The sequence below is a fragment of the Acidithiobacillus sp. YTS05 genome, from assembly GCF_024396695.1.
Taxonomy (GTDB): Bacteria; Pseudomonadota; Gammaproteobacteria; order Acidithiobacillales; family Acidithiobacillaceae; genus Igneacidithiobacillus; species Igneacidithiobacillus copahuensis.
Genome location: NZ_CP094359.1, coordinates 1232697 through 1251010 on the forward strand (window position 1 = coordinate 1232697; position 18314 = coordinate 1251010).

Below are 18314 nucleotides of genomic sequence, written 5' to 3' on the forward strand. Positions count from 1 at the left end.
CGGGACTATGGACCCTGAGAACACCGAGATATCTTTTCTACCCACCCTCTTTCTCCAGGGGCCGACGGCGAGCGGCAAGACGGCTCTCGCCCTGCGTCTGGCAGATACCTTCCGGGTTCGCCTCATCAGCGTCGATTCGCTGGCGGTCTATCGTCATTTCGATCTGGGCAGCGCCAAGCCCGATCCCGCGCTGCAGGCCCGCTATCCCCACGCCCTGATCGATATCCGCGAACCGGAAGAGATCTATTCGGCCGGTGACTTTGCCCGCGACGCCCGAGCGGAAATTGCCGCTGCCCGGGCAGATGGACAAATCCCCTTGCTGGTTGGGGGCACGGGCCTCTATTTCCGTGCCCTGGAACGTGGCATTGCCGATCTGCCGCCCGCCGATCCGGTCCTTCGCCAACAGCTTCAGAGAGAAGCCGAGCGCGTGGGATGGCCCGCCTTACATCAGCGCCTGGCACAACAGGCGCCAGAACGGGCGGCTGCTATCCATCCCCACGATGCACAGCGGATACAACGTGCCCTGGAGCTGCTGGCGGAGGGCAAGACGATGGAGCTCTGGCAGGGCGGACTGTCCGGACCGCTCTGGAAGATTGTCCTGCAACCCGCGCGCGCCGAACTGCACGAGCGCATCGCTGTTCGCCTGCAAGCCATGTATGCGGCGGGTTTCCGCGAGGAGGCCGCGACTCTGTTTGGACGTTATGGAGACGCGGACTACCCGGCCTGCCGGGCAGTGGGCTACCGTCAGCTATTCGCCTGGTTGCGGGGCGAGTGCTCCCTGCCTGAGGCGGAACAGGCAGCCCTTTACGCTACGCGGCAGTTGGCGAAGCGGCAGGCAACCTGGTTCCGCGCCGAGGAGGCTGACTGGCGTTTGTCATCCGCAGATGGTAGGCAAGCGGACGCGGTAGTGGCGGAGATCCGGCAGCGCCTGCAGGGTATGGGTGAATGATGCTACGCGAGCACTTGGATTGAAACAGCGGAGGAATACGTGAGGGTTTGGCAGATTGCTGCTTACGTCCTGGTACTCGCTGCGGTCGCGGGCTGTGCGCCAAAGATGCCGCAGCTTGCGGCGCCGACCAAATTACAGGACTTGCAGCTCAGCAAGGGGCTGGTGCAGGGGCAGGGAGAGACGCCAGCCAACACCGATTGGTGGCGGGCCTTGCTCGATGCACAGCAGCGGGAGATTCTGCGTCTCGCCTTACGCAATAATCCGGATCTGGAGGAAGCCGAGGCACGAGTACAGCTCGCAGCAGCGCAGTTGCGCGGCGCTGGCGCTAAGCTCGTGCCACAGGCCGATTTGGCAGGACACATTGGGGTGAGCCGTTGGACCCAAAATCAATTTTATCTGCCTCCCTATGCCGGCGAAAGCTCCTGGAATAACGCCCTGAAACTGGATTTTTCCTACCATCTCGACCTCTGGGGCAAGGAGCGCGAGCGGGTTCGCGAGGCCCGCTTGCATCTTTTGATGATGCAGCAGAAGCAAAGGGCGGCAACCCTTGTATTGGAGGCTGCGGTTGTACAGCAGCTACTGGCGATTGCCGGTAATGATGCAGTCCTTGCGCAATTGTATGACGAGCAGCAGATATTGCAACAAATCGAAAGCATCGAAGAACAGCGGCAGCAACATGGTCTGAGTAATTCCCTGGCAGCGCTGGAAAATGCCGCTCGCCTTTCGCGTTTGCAACGAGAAATCGAAGCCGAAGAGGCGCAGCAGGAACAGAACCGCGAGGCCCTTGCCGTGCTCTGTGGGCAAGGAACTCGTCTGCCCGCAACGCTGCGGAATGCCGGCCGACGGTCATTGCTCCGACCGTATTGGCAGAGTCCAACGCAGGTACCAGCAGCGTGGGTGGGAGAGCGGCCGGACGTCGTGGCGCAACGGAATGCGATCGAGGCCGCAGCTGCAGCCATACAAGTGGCGCGAGATGCCTACTATCCCAACATCAATCTCGTCGCCTTTGCCGGGGGACTGGCCGCCGCTGGTGGCTTGTTCACCTTTTTGCATCCCGGTTCCTTGCAGGCCGGAATCGGGCCGGCGATCAATCTGCCGTTGTTTACAGGCGGACGGCTGCGCGGCAACTTTGACGCCAGCCAAGCAAACTACAATGTAACCTTGGCGCAGTATCGCAAGACCCTGCTACAGGCTTTGCAACAGGTGGCCGGTGATTTGACGACACTGCAGGCCGCGGCGCAGGAACGCGCCAGCCTGCAACAACGGGAAGTCATTTTGGAACATAGCGTGCGATTGCAGCAGCAGCGCTACCAGGCGGGGCTGAGCAACGCGCTGCCAGCACTGGAGGTACGAGTTCCGCTGATCGAGAATCAACTGGAGCGTCTGCGCTTGGATACCCATGCCGAACAAACTCTCGTAGCTCTCTATGCGGCGTTGGGGGGGCGGGTGGTCGCCCAGACTTGGCCCGAGAAGTCGGCTGTCCATGGCTAGTTCTGCCGTTACCCATTATCAGTTCTGGCGAGATTTTTACCGTCAGGATCTGCAAAGGTGGCTATTTTTAGGCAAGACGGCACTGGCGGCGCTGCTGGCCCTATGGCTGGCTTATCGCTTCCAGCTCGATTCACCAAGTACCGTGGTCATTACCGTTTTTATCGTCATGCAATCCCGTAATGGGATGGTGCTGGCCAAGAGTTTCTATCGCGCTATCGGGACCATTGTCGGTAGTATCGTTGCGCTGCTACTGGTCGCGCTCTTCCCGGACGCGCGTATCGGTTTCCTTGCCGGCCTGGCCTTATGGGTCGCTTTTTGTACGGCCGGTGCGCGCTATTTCCGCAACTTTCAAGCCTACGCCTTTGTACTCGCCGGCTACACTGCGGCCTTGGTCGGACTACCTGCTGCCCTTGATCCTGGACATGCGGTGGATATTGGCATTGCGCGCCTCAGTGATGTTATGTTGGGTATCCTGGTGGCATCGATTGTGAGTGCGGTGGTCTTTCCGCAATCCCTGCGTGAGCTGCTGGAGAGCACTGCCAAAAGCAGATTGGAACATTTTCTGGGGAATTCTCTGCGGGTGTTAAATGGCGGAGTTGCGCGCGCGGATTGGATCGTTTTGCATCTCGCCGCCACCCAGGAAACTTTGCAACTCGACAATTATCGCTCAGGTTCCTTTTTTGAGAGCGCAGCGGGTCGTCTCCACAATGAGCTGGTTGGGGAGATGATTGCCGATATGATGTTTGCTTCGGGTACCCTCCATCTACTAAACAGTCATATCCGGCGTCTGCGCCGGGTCGCTCTCAGTCCGGTGCAGGAAGCCAGCCGAGAGCTACTGGAGCAACTGCGCAAGGACTTGGAAGGGCTGCGACAGACCATTCAGGCTGGTGACAGTGCGCTGGCCCGCACGCATCTCCAAGGCGTGCAGGAAAGGGTCATAGATCAGCTTTCGCGGCTACGCGAGGACTTGCATACTCGTCTCGATGCGGCGCAGGCCTTGGCTCTGGATAGTCTGATTTTGCTACTCACTCGTTACCTGGCGGAATTTCGGCGCTATCTGGAAAGCTATCATCGTCTACTGTACCCAGAGCAGAAGACGGCTTCCCTACCGCTACCCATGACCATCGACGAAGTGCACGATAAGCGCTGGCGAGTATCTTTTGATCGCCCGCCCACTGAGATCATTCAACCTCTCACTGCGGCAGCGCGCAGTCTCATGGTGGTGGCGCTGGTCTCCTGCTTTTGGCTGTGGACGGCCTGGCCTTCTGGTCCATCGGCGTTGATCATTGCGGTGGTGCTGGTCGCACTCTTCTCCACCTTTCCCAATCCGGTAGCCTCAACGCGACAGATGGGGTTTGGCATTCTCCTCGCCTTTCTCGCGGCCATGCTCTTTTCCCTGGAATTTCTGCCGCGTCTGCAAGGATTTCTCCTGCTTGCGCTTGCGCTATTCCCATTTTTTCTGGTTTCACCGTGGCTGCTGACGCAAAGCCGCTGGGCGGGAACCGCCGCCGGTTTTGGCATTTTCTTCCCGCAGTTGGCGGTCCCGGACAATGATCAGCCATTCTCCTATGTCAACATGCTCAATACCGGATTTGCTGAGCTGATTGCTGTGTTCCTGGTGGGCATCGCCTTTTTCCTGATCTTTCCGCTGGGAAATCGCTGGGAGCGTAGCCGTTTGCTCGAGCGCTTTCGTACCCTGGTACGCACTGTGGCGAGTGCGCCTTTGACCAATCTGCGCAATCGCTATGCCGCCGAGAGTCGGGAATATCTGCGTCTGCTTGCCGCTACTCTCACACCGCAACAACAGGGCGATGCTGAGGTGCTACGCGAGGCCATGCGCCTGGACGAACTCGCAGAGGGTATTCTGCAGCTACGGATTTTATTGCACGCGCGTGGCGAGGAGGCAGGAGAGCATCCCTTGCAACTATATGACCAGGACTATGTCGAGCCACTCCTGCAAAGTATCCGGCAGCGCCGTTCCGAAGCCATGAGCGAAGAGGATCGGCAGCGTCTACGCGCCACACTGGATGCGGTACAGCATCTTCCCGAGGAAAGGCTTGACCCTGCGCTACATCCGATCTTGCCGCCGGACGCCTTGTTTCGCGTTTATGTACACGTCATCGCCAGCGTATCCCGACGCCTTTCCCAGGCGCTGGAGCCGCAAGATGCCGGTTGACATCGTTCTTTTTGGTGCAGTCGTACCGACTCTTTTGCCAATTTTTGCGCTGACGGTCATTTTGTATCTGATTGCCGATAAACTGACGAGTCGCTGGAATCTCGATCGCTGGGTCTGGCATCCGGCACTGTTCCGCCTTGCGCTATTTGTTTGTCTCTTTTCTCTGTTGGGACTGGGAGTATACGGGTGATCCGGCGTCTGTTGCGTGTCTTGCTGACTTTGGTAGTGCTGCTCCTGGCGGGATGGCTTGGCTGGCGTCTTTGGCATGCCTATATGGATCGTCCGTGGACCCGGGATGCCGTCGTGCAAGCGCAGATCATTGAAGTGAATGCCGATGTCAGTGGCCGCGTGGTGGATCTTGAGGTTGCGGATAATGCGCCGGTACGAGCCGGACAGGTACTGTTTCGCATCGATCCCCGACGTTACCGGCTCGCCGTGGCCAAGGCGCGGGCGGCATTGGCCGAAGCCAGCGCGCAACTCGCTCTTCGCCAGGAACAGGCGGCGCGACGTGCCGACTTGCCAGCGGATGTCGTATCCGCAGAGGCGCGCACCGATGCCCTGCTCGCGGTGCGCACCGCGCAGGCGCAATTGGCGGCTGCCCGCGCCCGCCTGAATCTGGCGGAATATGACCTGTCGCGGACGTTGGTGCGGGCGCCAGTAGCGGGAACCATTACCCATCTGCGTTTGCGGACCGGAGATTATGCGCAAACTGGCAAGCCGTTGCTCGCGCTGGTGGAGTCTGATAGCTACTGGGTGGATGCCTACATGGAGCAGACCCGCCTGGCCGGGGTCCATGTCGGCGACAAGGCGCGGGTCACCCTGTTGGGGGCACGGCAAAGTCTGCCGGCGATAGTAGAAGGTATCGCCCCCGCCATCGCCGATCGCGAAAGTCACACCGGCGAGCGTCTGCAGGCAGACGTGCGGGCGAGTTTCAATTGGGTCCGTTTGCCGGCCCGTATCCCGGTCCGTATCCGCTTGCTGCAAAAGCCTCGGGATTTACCGTTGACGGCAGGGATGATCTGTTCAGTCGTAGTAGAGAAAAGACACCCCACATAACGATGTTGCATTCCTATCTCCCGCTTTTATGAAGCTGCAGGTATACTTGGCACATGAATACGCTAGATCGACTGCAAGACCGTATTGCCTATCGCTTCCAGAACCTCGCTCTATTGCGTCAGGCGCTGACGCATCGCAGTGCCGCGGCCATTCACAATGAGCGCCTGGAGTTTTTGGGCGATGCGGCGCTGAATTTTATCGTTGCGGCGCGACTCTACAAGCGTTTTGCCAAGGTGAGTGAGGGAGATCTCTCGCGCATGCGGGCACGTTTGGTGCGGGAGGAAACCCTGGCACAGGTAGCGGAAACCATCAGTGTTGCTGATGCCCTGATTCTCGGGGCAGGAGAAATGCGTAGTGGTGGTGCGCGTCGCGCCTCCATTCGTGCCGACGCGGTGGAGGCTATCATTGGTGCTGCCTATCTGGATGGCGGTTTTGGCGCCGCGGAAGCCATCGTCGATCACGTCATCGTGCCCCTGATTACCGATACCTTGGGTGCGGAGGAACTGCGTGATCCCAAGACCCGATTGCAGGAGTTCTTGCAGGGCAAGGGGCGGGCGTTGCCCTTCTATGAACTGGTGGAAGAAAAAGGGCAGGCGCATGAGCGTCGTTTCGTGGCCCGCTGTACTGTCGCAGGGATGCCGCCCACGGAAGCCGAGGACAGCAGTCGGCGCAAGGCCGAACAGCAGGCGGCACAACTGATGCTGGAACAGCTGCAGGGCCGGCTGCATGAGCAACGTCATGCCGTCTGAGAGCCCCCCCGTAGCGCATCGCTGTGGTAGCGTAGCGTTGATCGGCCGGCCGAATGTTGGCAAATCCACCCTGCTCAATCACCTGATCGGCCAGAAAATCAGCATCACCGCCCCGCGTCCGCAGACCACCCGCGATCAGATTCTCGGTATCTACACCCGCCCCAACGGGCAGATTCTGTTCCTCGATACGCCTGGTGTGCATCAAGGATACCGCAGTCTCAATCGGCATATCCTGCGTGCCACGCGTTCGGCCCTGGATGCCGCAAACCTGGGCGTTCTGGTGGTCGAGGCGCCGCTGTGGACGGCGGGCGATGCTGAGGCCCTGCGCTGGCTGCAGCAACGGGATCTACCCCTGATTTTGGTCGCCAACAAGGTCGATCGCGTGCCGCAGAAAGAGCGTCTGCTGCCGTATCTACACGAACTCAGCGGGCATGCGCGCTTTGCACAGATCCTGCCGATGAGTGCGCGGCGGCCGGATGACGTCGAGCGTTTGGCAGGAGTCATTCTTCCTCTTCTACCGGAGGGGCCAGCACAATATGACGAAGATGAGGTGACGGATCGGCAGATGCGTTTTCTGGCGGCGGAAGCTGTGCGCGAGCAGATCTTTCGCCAGCTCAGTGCCGAACTCCCGTATGAGACCGCGGTCGCCATCGAAAAATACACGATCAGTCCGGAAGGCAGACATGAAATCGAGGCAACCATCTACTGTCGGCGTCCGGGGCAAAAGGCAATTCTGCTGGGAGAAAAAGGACAGCGCCTCAAGCACATTGGCACGCGGGCACGGGAAAGTATCCAACAGCAGACCGGTGCGCGGGTGCGGCTGGGGCTGTGGGTGAAGGAACGCGAAGACTGGGACCGGCAGCCGGGTATTCTGCGCGAAATGGGATATGGAGCGTAACCAGGGAGAGCGGGCCTGGGTACTGCATTCTCACCCGTTTGGCGATGGCAGTCTGATACTCGAACTGTTTACGGAACACCACGGGCGTCTGGGGATCCTGGCGCGGGGCAAGCGGCGACGGGGTCGCCTGGAAGCCGGGCGTCCCTATTGGGTGCGCTGGGCCGGTCGCGGCGATCTTCCAGCCCTGCAGGGTGCCGAAGAGCTTCCGAGCCGGCTCGTGCAACAGCCGGTGCCGGCGTTGCTGCTGTTCTACCTCAACGAGCTTCTCTTGCGTCTGACCGGGCGAGCGGATCCGCAGGACGAACTATTTGTCGAATATTCCCAGATCTTGGAAGCGCTCGCCTCCAGGCCTGAGGATTTTTGGTTGCTGCGACGTTTTGAGCGGCGTCTGCTCGAAACCCTTGGCTGGGCTGCAGATGTTGCCCGTTGCGCGCAATGCGGCGCCCTTTTGGAGGACAGCGCCTACGCCCGCCCTGGAGAGGGGTTGTTCTGTTCCCGGCATGCCCCGGCCCTGGCGCAGCCCGTTTCCCGGGCGGCGTTGACCTGGCTGGCGGGGGACCTGCAGTTGCCGCCGGAGCGGAGCGTGTGGGGCGAATTGCGCGCTTATTTGGCCATGGAACTCGACCAGCTTCTTGGTGGGCGAACACTGGAGAGTCGGCGCCTACTTGCGGCATACTTGCGGCGCAGGCGCAGTGGAGGCGTAGAAAGCAGATGATAGCTCTAGGTGTGAATATCGATCATGTCGCGACGCTGCGCCAGGCGCGGGGAACCCGCTACCCGGATCCTCTGGAGGCGGCCTTTGTTGCGGAACGCGCCGGCGCCGATGCCATTACCGCACATTTGCGGGAAGATCGTCGTCACATCCAGGAACGCGACGTCGAACTCCTGCAGCAAACCTTGCGGACCCGTCTGAATCTGGAAATGGCGGTTACTGAAGAGGTCCTGGCGATAGCCGAGCGTCTGCGTCCGAGCGACTGCTGCCTGGTGCCCGAGCGGCGCGCCGAGCTGACCACCGAGGGGGGCTTGGATGTTGCCGGACAGCAGGCGCGGGTACAAGGGGCCTGCGAGCGTCTGGCAGCGGCGGAGGTGCGGGTCTCGCTGTTCATCGACCCCGATCCGCGACAGATTGAGGCCGCAGCGGCTACGGGTGCGCCGGTCATCGAACTGCACACCGGCAGCTATGCCAATGCGCGCAACCGCGTCGAAGCCAGCCGGGAGCTGGAGTCACTACGCAGCGCTGCACGGCTGGCGAGCAGCCTGGGCCTGCAGGTCAATGCCGGCCATGGCCTCGATTACAGCAATGTGGAAGCGATCGCCGCCATCCCGGAAATTGCAGAGTTGAACATCGGGCATGCCATCGTTGCGCATGCCATCTTTCATGGTCTGGACCATGCCGTCCGGGAGATGAAACGGCTGATGCGGCAGGCGCGTCGGTGATCGTTGGGTTGGGTACGGACCTGGTTTCGGTCGAGCGCATGGCATCCTTGCTTGATCGTTGGGGCGATCGCCTTTTGTCTCGTGTTCTTGGCGAACAGGAATACGCTGAGCTGCCAGCGGGGCAGGGGATTGCCGCCTTTTTGGCGCGCCGCTTTGCCGCCAAGGAAGCCACGGTCAAGGCTCTGGGTACCGGATTTCGCAATGGTATCTGTCTGGAGGATATCCAGGTTCGTCATGATCCTCTTGGACGTCCAACGCTTTCTCTGCGCGGTGCCGCGCAAAGGCAACTTCTGCATTGTGCGCGCCAGCCGCGCCTGTGGTTGAGTCTGACGGATGAACATCGATACGCCATGGCCACGGTAGTGATCGAAGAGCTGGCGCCGGAAGTGATGGGGACGGAAGTATGCGGATAACAGTAGTGGGTACGGGCTATGTAGGGCTGGTCACTGGCGCCTGCCTGGCGCAGGTGGGAAATCAGGTGCTCTGCATCGATATCGATGCCGAAAAGGTGGCGCGTCTGCGGGCTGGCGAAATCCCCATCCATGAGCCGGATCTGCCGGAGATCGTGCGCAGTGGCATCGACGGCGGGCGTCTGCACTTCAGCACCGACATTGCCGAGGGCGTGGCCCATGGTGAATTTCTCTTCATCGCCGTTGGTACCCCGCCAGAGGAGGATGGCTCGGCGGATTTGCGCTATGTATTGCAGGTGGCTTCCGACATCGGGAAACATCTCGACCAGCCGCGCATCGTCATCAATAAGTCCACCGTCCCGGTGGGGACGGCAGAAAAGGTGCGTGCCACAATCCAGGCAGAGCTGGATGCCCGCGGCGCGAAAATCGCCTTTTCCGTGGTTTCCAATCCAGAGTTTCTGAAGGAGGGGGCAGCGGTCGGCGACTTCATGAAGCCGGACCGGATCATCGTCGGTACCGACGAGGAAGCCGTGGCGCAGCGCATGCGGGACCTGTACGCGCCCTTCAACCGCAATCACGACCGGGTTTTGGTCATGGACATTCCCTCGGCGGAGCTTACGAAGTATGCCGCCAACGTCCTCTTGGCGACCAAGATCTCCTTCATGAACGAGCTGGCCGGTCTGGCCGAGCGTCTGGGCGCAGACATCGAGCATGTGCGCATCGGAATCGGCTCAGATCCCCGCATCGGCTTTGACTTCATCTACCCCGGTTGTGGTTATGGTGGTTCCTGTTTTCCCAAGGATGTGCGCGCTTTGGAGCACACGGCGAGGGAGCTTGGCTATGATGCCCCCCTGATCCGTGCGGTGGAAAGCGTCAACAATGCGCAAAAGCAGGTGCTGGAGCGCAAGCTGGTGGAAGAACTGGGCGCGGATCTGCAGGGCAAAGAGATCGCCGTGTGGGGACTGGCCTTCAAGCCCAATACCGACGACATGCGCGAGGCCCCCAGTCGCACCCTGATCGATGGATTACGGCGGCGTGGTGCCACCATCCGCGCCTACGATCCCGTTTCCATGACAGAAGCAAAGCGGATCTACGCCAAGATGCCGGAGATCTCTTTTTGCGAGGATCCTTATGCAGCCTGCGACGGCGCCGATGCCCTCATGATCTGTACCGAATGGCAGATCTTTCGCAGCCCGGATTTTGCCGATTTGAAGCGCCGCCTGCGGCATCCCTTGATCATTGACGGTCGTAACCTCTACGATCCCCGTTTACTTAAAGCTGCAGGACTGCAATACCGTGCCATCGGCCGCCCCTGATTCCCTGAACCAATTACGCCGGGCCCACGTTGCCGTGCTCGGCGACGTGATGCTCGACCGCTACTGGTTCGGCAGAGTCGAGCGCATCTCGCCCGAGGCACCAGTGCCAGTGGTGCAGGTTGGGCGCGAAGAAGAGCGGCCCGGTGGCGCTGCCAATGTCGCCCTCAATATCGCTGCCCTGGGTGCGAGCTGTCGTTTGCGGGCGCCGGTGGGCAGGGATGCCGCAGCAGACAGTCTCGACTCCTTGCTCCGCAGGGCGGGCGTGGAGACCCACCTCGTGGCGCTCGAGGGGCTTCCTACCACCGTCAAGTTGCGGGTAATTGGACAGCAGCAGCAGTTGCTTCGCCTCGATTTTGAGGAACGTCCCGATGAGGAGCATTTGCACGGCCTGTTGCTCGACGATGAAGATTTTTTTGTCGGCATGGCCGCCTTGTTGCTATCGGATTATGGCAAAGGCGCGGTACACGATCCGCAGGCGTGGATTCGCTTGGCGCGCGAACGCCAGATACCCGTTCTCGTCGATCCTAAGGGGCGCGATTTTGCCCGCTATGCCGGGGCGACCCTCTTGACGCCCAACAAGAGCGAATTCCAGGCGGTTGCGGGTGGCTGGAAAACGGAAGAGGAGTTTCACGCGCTGGCGCGGCACTGGCGCGCGGCGTGGCAGCTGGAGGGTTTATTGGTGACCCGGGGAGAGGAGGGCATGACCCTCTTTCTTGCCGATGGGATGCATCATCATCCGGCCCAGGCGCGCGAGGTATTCGATGTGACCGGTGCTGGAGATACCGTGATTGCCACCATTGCCACGGCGGTGGCGGCCGGCTGGCCTCTGGATCGGGCAGTGGAGTTGGGTAATCGTGCTGCGGGTATCGTGGTTGGCAAGCTCGGGGCGGCGACCGTATCCCCGCTAGAGCTCGCCGCCAGTTTCGAGGCGGTTCATGGCTGAACTGGCCACGTTGCCAGACGCAGAGGCGCGGGAGGGGCATCGATTGCCTGTGCCTCGCCTCCTGGCGCGACGCATGGGCAAGGCCATCCATGATTTCCGCATGATTCGCCCAGGAGACCGGGTGCTGCTGGCACTTTCGGGTGGCAAGGATTCCCTCAGCATGCTGGCCTTGCTCGCAGAAATGCAACGGCACAGCCCTCTCTCCTTCGAACTGGGGGTGGCAACCGTCGACCCGCAGAGCTCGGATTTTGATCCCGAGCCGCTTGGACTCCATGTTCATGCACTCGGGCTGCCGTGGTTCTGGGAGCGGCAGGATATCTTTGGTCGTGCTCAGAAACACCTAGGGCGCCCATCCTATTGCAGCTTTTGTGCGCGAATGCGGCGGGGTGTACTGTATGCCTGCGCGCGCCGTGAGGGCTACAACGTCATCGCCCTCGGCCAGCATCTCGACGACTTCGCGGAAAGTTTTTTCATGTCGATGTTTTACAATGGCGAACTGCGCACCATGAAGGCCCATTACGCCGTACGCGAAGGCGACCTGCGCGTCATCCGTCCCCTGGTCTACTGTCGCGAACGGCAGACTCGCGCCTATGCCGAGGATAAAGGCCTACCGATCATCGTCGAGAATTGTCCCGCCTGCTTTCGCCATCCCACCGAACGCCAGCGCATGAAGGAGCTGCTCGCCGCGCAAGAGGAACGGGATCCGCGGCTTTTCAAGCAGTTATTGCGGGCAATGGAACCTTTGATGGCGCGGGAGGTGCCTGCATGAGTAGCGATTCGGCGGATTTTCTGCAGAGCTTTTATTGGGAGAGCCTACCGTTACGGGGTGCCCGTTGCCGGGTCGACGGCATCTTTGCGCGGGTAATCCAGGGTCTCGAGGGGCCAGCGGAGCTGCGCCAGCTCATCGGCGAAATTCTCGTTGGCCTGGCCCTGATCTCCAGCACCCAGAAGCACTTCGAACGACTGATTCTCCAGGCCCAGAGTCAGGGCAGTCTGCAACTCCTGGTCGCCGAGATGATGGCTGGTGGTGGCATGCGCGCCTATGCCCGTTGGCGTGGGGCAGAGGAAAATCTAGACCTTGCGGCACTGCCTGAGGCCTTGCTCGCCCTGACCGTGGATATGGGTATGGACCGCGACCGCTATCAGGGGCTGATCCAGCTGCGCAACACTCTGACGGAGTCTCTACAGGCATATTTTACCGAGTCGGTGCAGGCTCCGGCCTATTTTCGTCTGCTAGTGGACGCTACCAGCGGGATCGCTGGTGGCTATTTTCTACAACGCCTGCCCGGGGTGCTCACCGCCGAGGAATGGGAAATCGCTACGGGCTTCTTTGCCGTGGGTTCGGATCAATCCCTGTTGCAGGCACGACCGGAGCAGTTTCTGCCGGAAATCTTTCCCAGTGTCGGCGTGCGCCTGCGCGATGCCCAAGGGCTACACTTTCAGTGCAGCTGCTCGCAGGAACGGGTCGAGCGCATGCTCGTTGCCTTGGGGGAGAAAGAGGTAGAAGAGACCTTGGCAGCCGAGGGTAAGGTGCAGGTGACTTGCGAGTATTGCCAAAAAGTCTACCTGCTCGATTCTACGGACGTCGCAGCGCTCTTTGCGCCGGGCAAATCGCTGCACTGAATTTTAGTCGGGGAAACGTTCCTTGACGACCGCGTCGTCGGCGCCGGCCAAGAGCGCCCTAGTCTGCACGAGAAATTCCTCCGCCCGCAGCTTGTCCTGATTGTTGGCTGCCTGCCAGATTGGGAACAGCGTGTTCTCCTCGCGGTTCTCGTGCTTGGCCAGCGACCCCGAAAGAACGGCGCAGATGGCCGGCAGCATGCCGTAGTCCTTTTCCTGGAAGGTTTCGTCCACAATCCGCGACTGCTGAATGATGCTGTCGTGCTCAAAGAGCATGTCCGCCAGTGGCCCTTTCTTCTCGCCACCGCCCAGCACGGGCCCAAGGATATAGTTTTCCATGTGCACATGACGGCGCAGACCAATCCAGTAGTCCTGGAAAATAGTCTCTGCCTCTTCTACCCTGTTCGCATTGGCAGCGGCGAGGACGTCGGCAAATTGACGATCAAGGCGATAATGATCCCAGGTGAGGAGGTCGACAACATCCTTTGCCTCGGCTTCCTTGCGCGGCCGCACTTCGGCTTGCCAGTCGTGCTCCGCACCCGTAACCGTCCAGGAAATCGCATCACGTAACTGGAAGGCCGTGGCGCGTAGCAGGGCATGGGGATCGCGATCGATCTGCACCGATATTTTCTGTCCCAGTCCCAGGCGCTGAGCCGCGCTGAAAAGCAAAGGACCGGCCTTGGCATCGGGAAGCCCGCGCAGATCCAGGGCCAGGTTGCTCAGTTCCGCCATCGTCATCTCCTCGTTTGTCATCTGCACTGCAAGCAGACACTATACGCCGAACGATCGGCTCGCGCAGCCGTCATTACGGTTGCAGGAGGGCGTTGATCGAGGTGAGATCGCCGATGTTCAACTGTCCAGCGGCGGCCTTGAGGGCGACGCGGGCGGTGACCTGACGGTAGAGAGCGACATTATAGTGTTGTTCCGCGCGAATATAGTCGGTAGCGGTTTGTAGCAGATCGATGATGGAGCGGGTGCCGACCTCGTAGCCTTTGCGGGTGCCTGCCAGGGATACCTTGGCCGACTGAGCCGACTCTTTCGCTGCCTGCAGCTGCGCGACGCTGTTCTGAAGATCGAGAAAGGAGCTCTCAACATTGAGTTTGACGGCATCACGTACGCTCCCTAGATGATCGCTCGACGCCATGCTCTGCGCCTGCGCCTTCTGCACCTGACTGGAGATCTGGCCACCCTCGAAGATGGGCATGGACAGGTTCAAGCTCACTCCCGCCTGATTCTCGGTAAAGCCGGGGAAGGGATTGCCATGCACGTGCTGCGCAATCCCCTGCAAATCCAGCTTCGGCCAGCGCGCGCGGCGTTGTACCTCAACGGCATCCTGGGCGCTCTGTGTCTGTGCCTCGGCCTGCAGGATCTGCGGCGAGGATTTCATGGCAGTTGCCACCCAGTCCTGCATGTTGTCGGGTTGTGGTCCAAGGGCCTGGAATTGGTGGAGCGGTGCCAGTTGACCGACCGGCGCATGGGTGAGTCGCTGCAATTGCCGAAGGGCGACCTGCGTGGCGTTTTCCGCCTGAATCTGGTCGGCCTTGGCGGAGTCCAGTCGTGCCCGGGCTTCGCGCACCGAGATGATGTCACCAGTGCCAATCTGCAGCTGCGCTTCCGTCTGCTTGTAGATGCTGTCCAGCAGGTTAGTTTGCTTTTTCGCGATGGCTTCCTGCGCCTCTGCCTCGAGCACCGCGAAGTAGGCCTTGGCGACCCGCAATGCCAGATCCTGCTCGGTGTAGGCAAGACCCATTGCGGCTGCCTGGATTTGACTACCCGCCTGCTTTATTGCGGAAAGGGCCGGGCCATTGAACACCGCCTGGGTCAGGCTGACGCTGTAACTATTAGAGAGATAGGCCTTGCTGATATCGAGGCCAGCGAAGCCGGAGAAGTGGCCAGTGTTGAAACCGACGCTGGCACCTAAGCCCAGGTGCGGCAGATAGGCCGAGCGTGCAAGGGGTTTATCCTGCTCAGCGGCTTGCAGGTTCGCGCGGGCCTCTGCCAACTGCGGGTCGGTCTGTATCGCCTGCTGATAGACGCTGAGCAGGTCCTCCGCAAAGATCGCGGGGCTGGTGAGAAACAAGGCAAAGCCAGTGATGATGGCACGACGCAAAGCGGACATGGGCAAGTAGCTCCGTCGAAGTCTGCTGCAAGTGTACTGACCGTCCGGTCAGTTTACAAGGTCCATACGAAAGCTGTAGCCGTGACGCGCAAAGCCGAGGGATTCGTAAAACGCATGGGCAGCCTCGCGCTTGGCATTGGAAGATAACATCAGCTTGTAGCAACGCGCCTTTCTCGCCAGATCCATGGCGTGGGCCATCATGTGCTTACCAATCCCTTGTCCCTGCCACTGGGGATGAACCACGACATCTTCGACGATGGCAGAAGGAGTACCGAGATGGGCCAAGTTGTCCATGATCAAAAGGGCATAGCTGCCGACGATTGCATCTTCGGTCTCTACCACAAACAGACGATAGCTGGGGTAGTGCGCCATCCGCGCAAAAATTGCCTCCGCAGTCGCTATATCAAGGAAAACGCCATTATCCATTCCTGGTTGCGCGTAAAGTTGCAGTATGCTGGATAGATCCTGTTTCTGTGCGCCGCGAATCTGCATCAGATTTCACCTCTCAATTGCAGAAGGTAATGTATGTGCGCCCAGATGCAAAATCAAGGCGCTCATAACGCTGGGTGGTTTGCCTACGCTATGTCTCAATTTCATCCTGCGCCTTGCTGATGGCGTTAGTAATTGCTCCGCTTGTATTTGCGAATCGCAGACTTTGGCGAAAAGAAATCATGGTATCATTTTGACAAATTTCGTTGGGATGTAGTACCTTGTCGGCGCAACTATCAGACGCTGCGCCGTGAATGAAGATTCTGATATTATCTCCCCTTTTCCTGGAGGCTCAGATAAATGACTGCAAGTGGTAAGTCGGAAGAGAACGAATTGGATCTGCATTTAGGAAAAAATGATGAGCTGGTCATCAATCAACGCTACGAAACTCTGAGTATCGTCAATGATTTCCTGATCGGTGTATTGTTTCTTGTGGGAAGCGTTTTTTTCTTTTATGCATCGACGGAAAACGCGGGTGTTTGGCTTTTTGTGATCGGTAGCGCCCAGCTATTGATTCGCCCAACGATTCGTTTGGCGCACAATGTTCATCTCAAAAGAATCGGCGGCAAGCGCTGGGATATGTAAGATCGCGAAAGCATATTTACGTTCCGTCTTGTTGGCGAAAGGCATGACCGATGCAGACAGGTTCTATTCCTGGCGTCGGCTATTAACCCTGCCTTTAATGATCCTTCTTGGGGCATGTGCGCTCTCCTCTCTGCAGGATGGGCCACCTGCACGTTGCCAAGCAAAACAACTACGGGCCGAGTCCGGTATGGCGAGTGCGGGCATGGGGCATAGCAGCCGTCGCATATACATCAAAAATATATCCCAACGTATCTGTCTGCTGGCGACGGAAGTGCCGGAAATACAATTGCTCGGCGATGGCAGGGAACCGATCGCGACTCATCAGCAGAAATATTCGGTTCCGGGGGCAGCGCCGGTCAAACACGAAGAAATTTTCCTGCATCCGGGACGGTCCGCCAGTTTTCGCATTCATTACGCTACCCAGACTGGCTATGGGAATGCCGAGTGTCCGTGGGCAGAGCAGATCATGATCCACTTGACGGGCGTCACAGGTCCCGTGCCTTTGCGGATCTCGCTACGCCCCTACGGTGGTTTTCTGCCAGATCCGACCTGCGGTGAGATCTCGGTGACATCTCTGCAGAGAGATCAGGGCCGCCGACCTGCGCCGCCATCGGGCTAGTGGACAGCAAAGCGTGACACAGGGAGACTTTCGCTAGGGTACATGCGCTACTGGGGTTGGAATGCGACTTTGTGAAATCGAGTATCGAGAGGATAGCGGAGAGCTTTTTGCCCGCTGCGCAATGGAAATTGGCGCAGTTTTCCTGGACAGTGGTACCGCTTCTGGACCCCATCGGCGACAGGATCTCTTGCTACGGCAGCCGCTGACCTGGATCTGGGAAGATGCCGGTGGCGTCTGGCGGCAAGACCGAGGCGGCAAAACGCAGCGTCAGACGGGTACTCTTTTCTCCGTTCTTCGCCGGCTGGTGGAAAAGCAAGCGGGTGGCCCAGAGCTAGGGAACGGGGTGACTGTGCCTTTGGTATGCGGACTTTTGGCATACGACTGGGCGGTCGGCGGGAACAGAAGTCGGGATAAAAATGAAGACGATCAGCCCGTCGCGGTATTCGCGCTCTATGATCAAGCCTTGCTGCAGGATCATCAGCAACGACGCGCATGGATCATTTCTAGCCCAGGCGCCGAGGATGCCTGGACCGCTGTATTGGCGCGTCCGCTTCCTGAATCTCTGCCATTTCAGCTGTCTCCCGCTGGTATTCGTCCACACTGGAGCTATGCAGAGTATGCCGCTGCCTATGCGCGCGCGCAGGAATATATCCTGGCCGGTGACTGTTACCAGATCAATCTGGCGCAGGGCTTTTCCGCCAGCTGGGAAGGCGACCCCTGGATTCTGTACCAGCGCTTGCGCAGCGTAAGCCGGGCACCTTTTTCTGCATTTTTTCGCCATCCCTGGGGCACGCTGCTCAGCGTTTCGCCCGAGCGCCTGCTGCGTCTTGGGGGCGGGCGCTTGCAGGCGCGACCTATCAAGGGTACGCGCCCGCGCCACCCGGACCCGCGCCGTGACCGAGAACGTGCCGAGGAGCTGCTGCTCAGCCACAAAGATCGCGCAGAAAATCTGATGATTGTCGATCTGTTGCGTAATGATCTTGGCAAGGTGGCGGCACTGGGCTCGGTGCAGGTACCAGAACTATTCTCGTTGGAGTCTTATGATCAGGTACATCACTTGGTCAGCAGTATCGAGGCGGATTTGGCCCCTGGCTTCGATGCCTGGGATGCGTTGGCGGCGGCTTTTCCCGGGGGCTCGATCACCGGCGCGCCAAAACGGCGGGCGATGGAAATTATTGCCGAGCTGGAGGCTGGAGCGCGCGGCATCTATTGTGGAAGTTTTGGCTATGTCACAGCGGGCGGGGAGATGGACTGGAATATTCTCATTCGCAGTCTGGAACTGGATAGCAAGGGGGGATTACGCTTTTTCGGCGGTGGTGCCATTGTCGCCGACTCCGACTGTGCGGCGGAATATGCCGAAAGCCTCGACAAGGTGGCGATGATTCGTGAGACGCTGGAGGCGTTTTTGCCGCAGGACGCGACCTGCGCTACAGTGGCGCGCTGATTTGGAGCCCTTA

General features: G+C 59.6%; 20 protein-coding genes. 17 read left to right on the plus strand and 3 right to left on the minus strand.

The annotated features are described in order from the left end of the window. The first annotated feature begins 7 nt into the window (after nt 1-7). The 14 genes from miaA to hslO are packed head-to-tail and all read left to right on the plus strand — an operon-like array spanning nt 8 to nt 13048. Nucleotides 8-949 (plus strand): tRNA (adenosine(37)-N6)-dimethylallyltransferase MiaA, encoded by a 942-nt coding sequence (gene miaA / locus MQE22_RS06130; protein ID WP_215871461.1) that lies wholly within the window; start codon nt 8-10, stop codon nt 947-949. A gap of 39 nt (nt 950-988) precedes the next feature. Beyond that, complete coding sequence (locus MQE22_RS06135) at nt 989-2440, plus strand: efflux transporter outer membrane subunit (protein ID WP_215871460.1); 1452 nt, start codon at nt 989-991, stop codon at nt 2438-2440. After that, complete coding sequence (locus tag MQE22_RS06140) at nt 2433-4616, plus strand: FUSC family protein (RefSeq protein WP_215871459.1); 2184 nt, start codon at nt 2433-2435, stop codon at nt 4614-4616. Before MQE22_RS06135 ends, MQE22_RS06140 begins: the two co-directional genes overlap by 8 nt. After that, nucleotides 4606-4806, plus strand: a complete 201-nt coding sequence (locus MQE22_RS06145) for a DUF1656 domain-containing protein (RefSeq protein WP_215871458.1) — start codon at nt 4606-4608, stop codon at nt 4804-4806. The genes MQE22_RS06140 and MQE22_RS06145 overlap by 11 nt, the downstream gene beginning before the upstream one ends. Then, nucleotides 4803-5672, plus strand: a complete 870-nt coding sequence (locus MQE22_RS06150; protein ID WP_215871457.1) for an efflux RND transporter periplasmic adaptor subunit — start codon at nt 4803-4805, stop codon at nt 5670-5672. The genes MQE22_RS06145 and MQE22_RS06150 overlap by 4 nt, the downstream gene beginning before the upstream one ends. Nucleotides 5673-5725: 53 nt before the next feature. Then, nucleotides 5726-6421, plus strand: coding sequence for a ribonuclease III (gene rnc / locus MQE22_RS06155; protein ID WP_215871456.1), 696 nt, complete (start codon nt 5726-5728; stop codon nt 6419-6421). Further along, nucleotides 6411-7319 carry a GTPase Era gene (gene era, locus MQE22_RS06160; protein WP_215871455.1) on the plus strand — a complete coding sequence of 303 codons (909 nt, stop codon included), beginning with the start codon at nt 6411-6413 and terminating at the stop codon, nt 7317-7319. Before rnc ends, era begins: the two co-directional genes overlap by 11 nt. Further along, nucleotides 7309-8034, plus strand: coding sequence for a DNA repair protein RecO (recO, locus tag MQE22_RS06165; RefSeq protein WP_215871454.1), 726 nt, complete (start codon nt 7309-7311; stop codon nt 8032-8034). The genes era and recO overlap by 11 nt, the downstream gene beginning before the upstream one ends. Continuing rightward, complete coding sequence (gene pdxJ, locus MQE22_RS06170) at nt 8031-8756, plus strand: pyridoxine 5'-phosphate synthase (protein ID WP_215871453.1); 726 nt, start codon at nt 8031-8033, stop codon at nt 8754-8756. Before recO ends, pdxJ begins: the two co-directional genes overlap by 4 nt. Then, on the plus strand, nt 8753-9169 hold the full coding sequence (gene acpS, locus MQE22_RS06175; protein WP_215871452.1) for a holo-ACP synthase: 417 nt from the start codon (nt 8753-8755) through the stop codon (nt 9167-9169). The genes pdxJ and acpS overlap by 4 nt, the downstream gene beginning before the upstream one ends. Next, a complete protein-coding gene (locus tag MQE22_RS06180) occupies nt 9160-10482 on the plus strand; it encodes a UDP-glucose dehydrogenase family protein (protein ID WP_215871451.1) in 1323 nt (440 codons plus the stop codon). Before acpS ends, MQE22_RS06180 begins: the two co-directional genes overlap by 10 nt. Then, on the plus strand, nt 10463-11425 hold the full coding sequence (gene rfaE1, locus MQE22_RS06185; RefSeq protein WP_255790254.1) for a D-glycero-beta-D-manno-heptose-7-phosphate kinase: 963 nt from the start codon (nt 10463-10465) through the stop codon (nt 11423-11425). Before MQE22_RS06180 ends, rfaE1 begins: the two co-directional genes overlap by 20 nt. Beyond that, nucleotides 11418-12194, plus strand: a complete 777-nt coding sequence (locus MQE22_RS06190) for a tRNA 2-thiocytidine biosynthesis TtcA family protein (RefSeq protein ID WP_215871450.1) — start codon at nt 11418-11420, stop codon at nt 12192-12194. Before rfaE1 ends, MQE22_RS06190 begins: the two co-directional genes overlap by 8 nt. Then, nucleotides 12191-13048, plus strand: coding sequence for an Hsp33 family molecular chaperone HslO (gene hslO, locus MQE22_RS06195; protein WP_215871449.1), 858 nt, complete (start codon nt 12191-12193; stop codon nt 13046-13048). The genes MQE22_RS06190 and hslO overlap by 4 nt, the downstream gene beginning before the upstream one ends. Nucleotides 13049-13051: 3 nt before the next feature. On the opposite strand, the gene MQE22_RS06200 is transcribed toward hslO, so the two are convergent. From MQE22_RS06200 to MQE22_RS06210, 3 genes are all read right to left on the minus strand, one after another. Continuing rightward, entirely contained in the window at nt 13052-13777 is a 726-nt protein-coding gene (locus MQE22_RS06200; RefSeq protein WP_226827153.1) for a DUF2249 domain-containing protein, read from the minus strand. Nucleotides 13778-13850: 73 nt separating this feature from the next. Then, the gene (locus MQE22_RS06205; protein ID WP_215871447.1) at nt 13851-15164 is read right to left on the minus strand and encodes a TolC family outer membrane protein; all 1314 of its coding nucleotides are present in this window, start codon (nt 15162-15164) and stop codon (nt 13851-13853) included. A 48-nt stretch (nt 15165-15212) separates the two neighbouring features. Next, entirely contained in the window at nt 15213-15656 is a 444-nt protein-coding gene (locus MQE22_RS06210; protein WP_215871446.1) for a GNAT family N-acetyltransferase, read from the minus strand. A gap of 297 nt (nt 15657-15953) precedes the next feature. Between MQE22_RS06210 and MQE22_RS06215 the strand changes: the two genes are divergently transcribed. From MQE22_RS06215 to pabB, 3 genes are all read left to right on the plus strand, one after another. Next, on the plus strand, nt 15954-16238 hold the full coding sequence (locus MQE22_RS06215) for a YrhK family protein (RefSeq protein ID WP_215871445.1): 285 nt from the start codon (nt 15954-15956) through the stop codon (nt 16236-16238). 97 nt (nt 16239-16335) lie between these two features. Further along, entirely contained in the window at nt 16336-16857 is a 522-nt protein-coding gene (locus MQE22_RS06220; RefSeq protein ID WP_255790281.1) for a DUF4232 domain-containing protein, read from the plus strand. A 61-nt stretch (nt 16858-16918) separates the two neighbouring features. Beyond that, a complete protein-coding gene (gene pabB, locus MQE22_RS06225; protein WP_215871443.1) occupies nt 16919-18301 on the plus strand; it encodes an aminodeoxychorismate synthase component I in 1383 nt (460 codons plus the stop codon). Nucleotides 18302-18314: the final 13 nt, after the last annotated feature.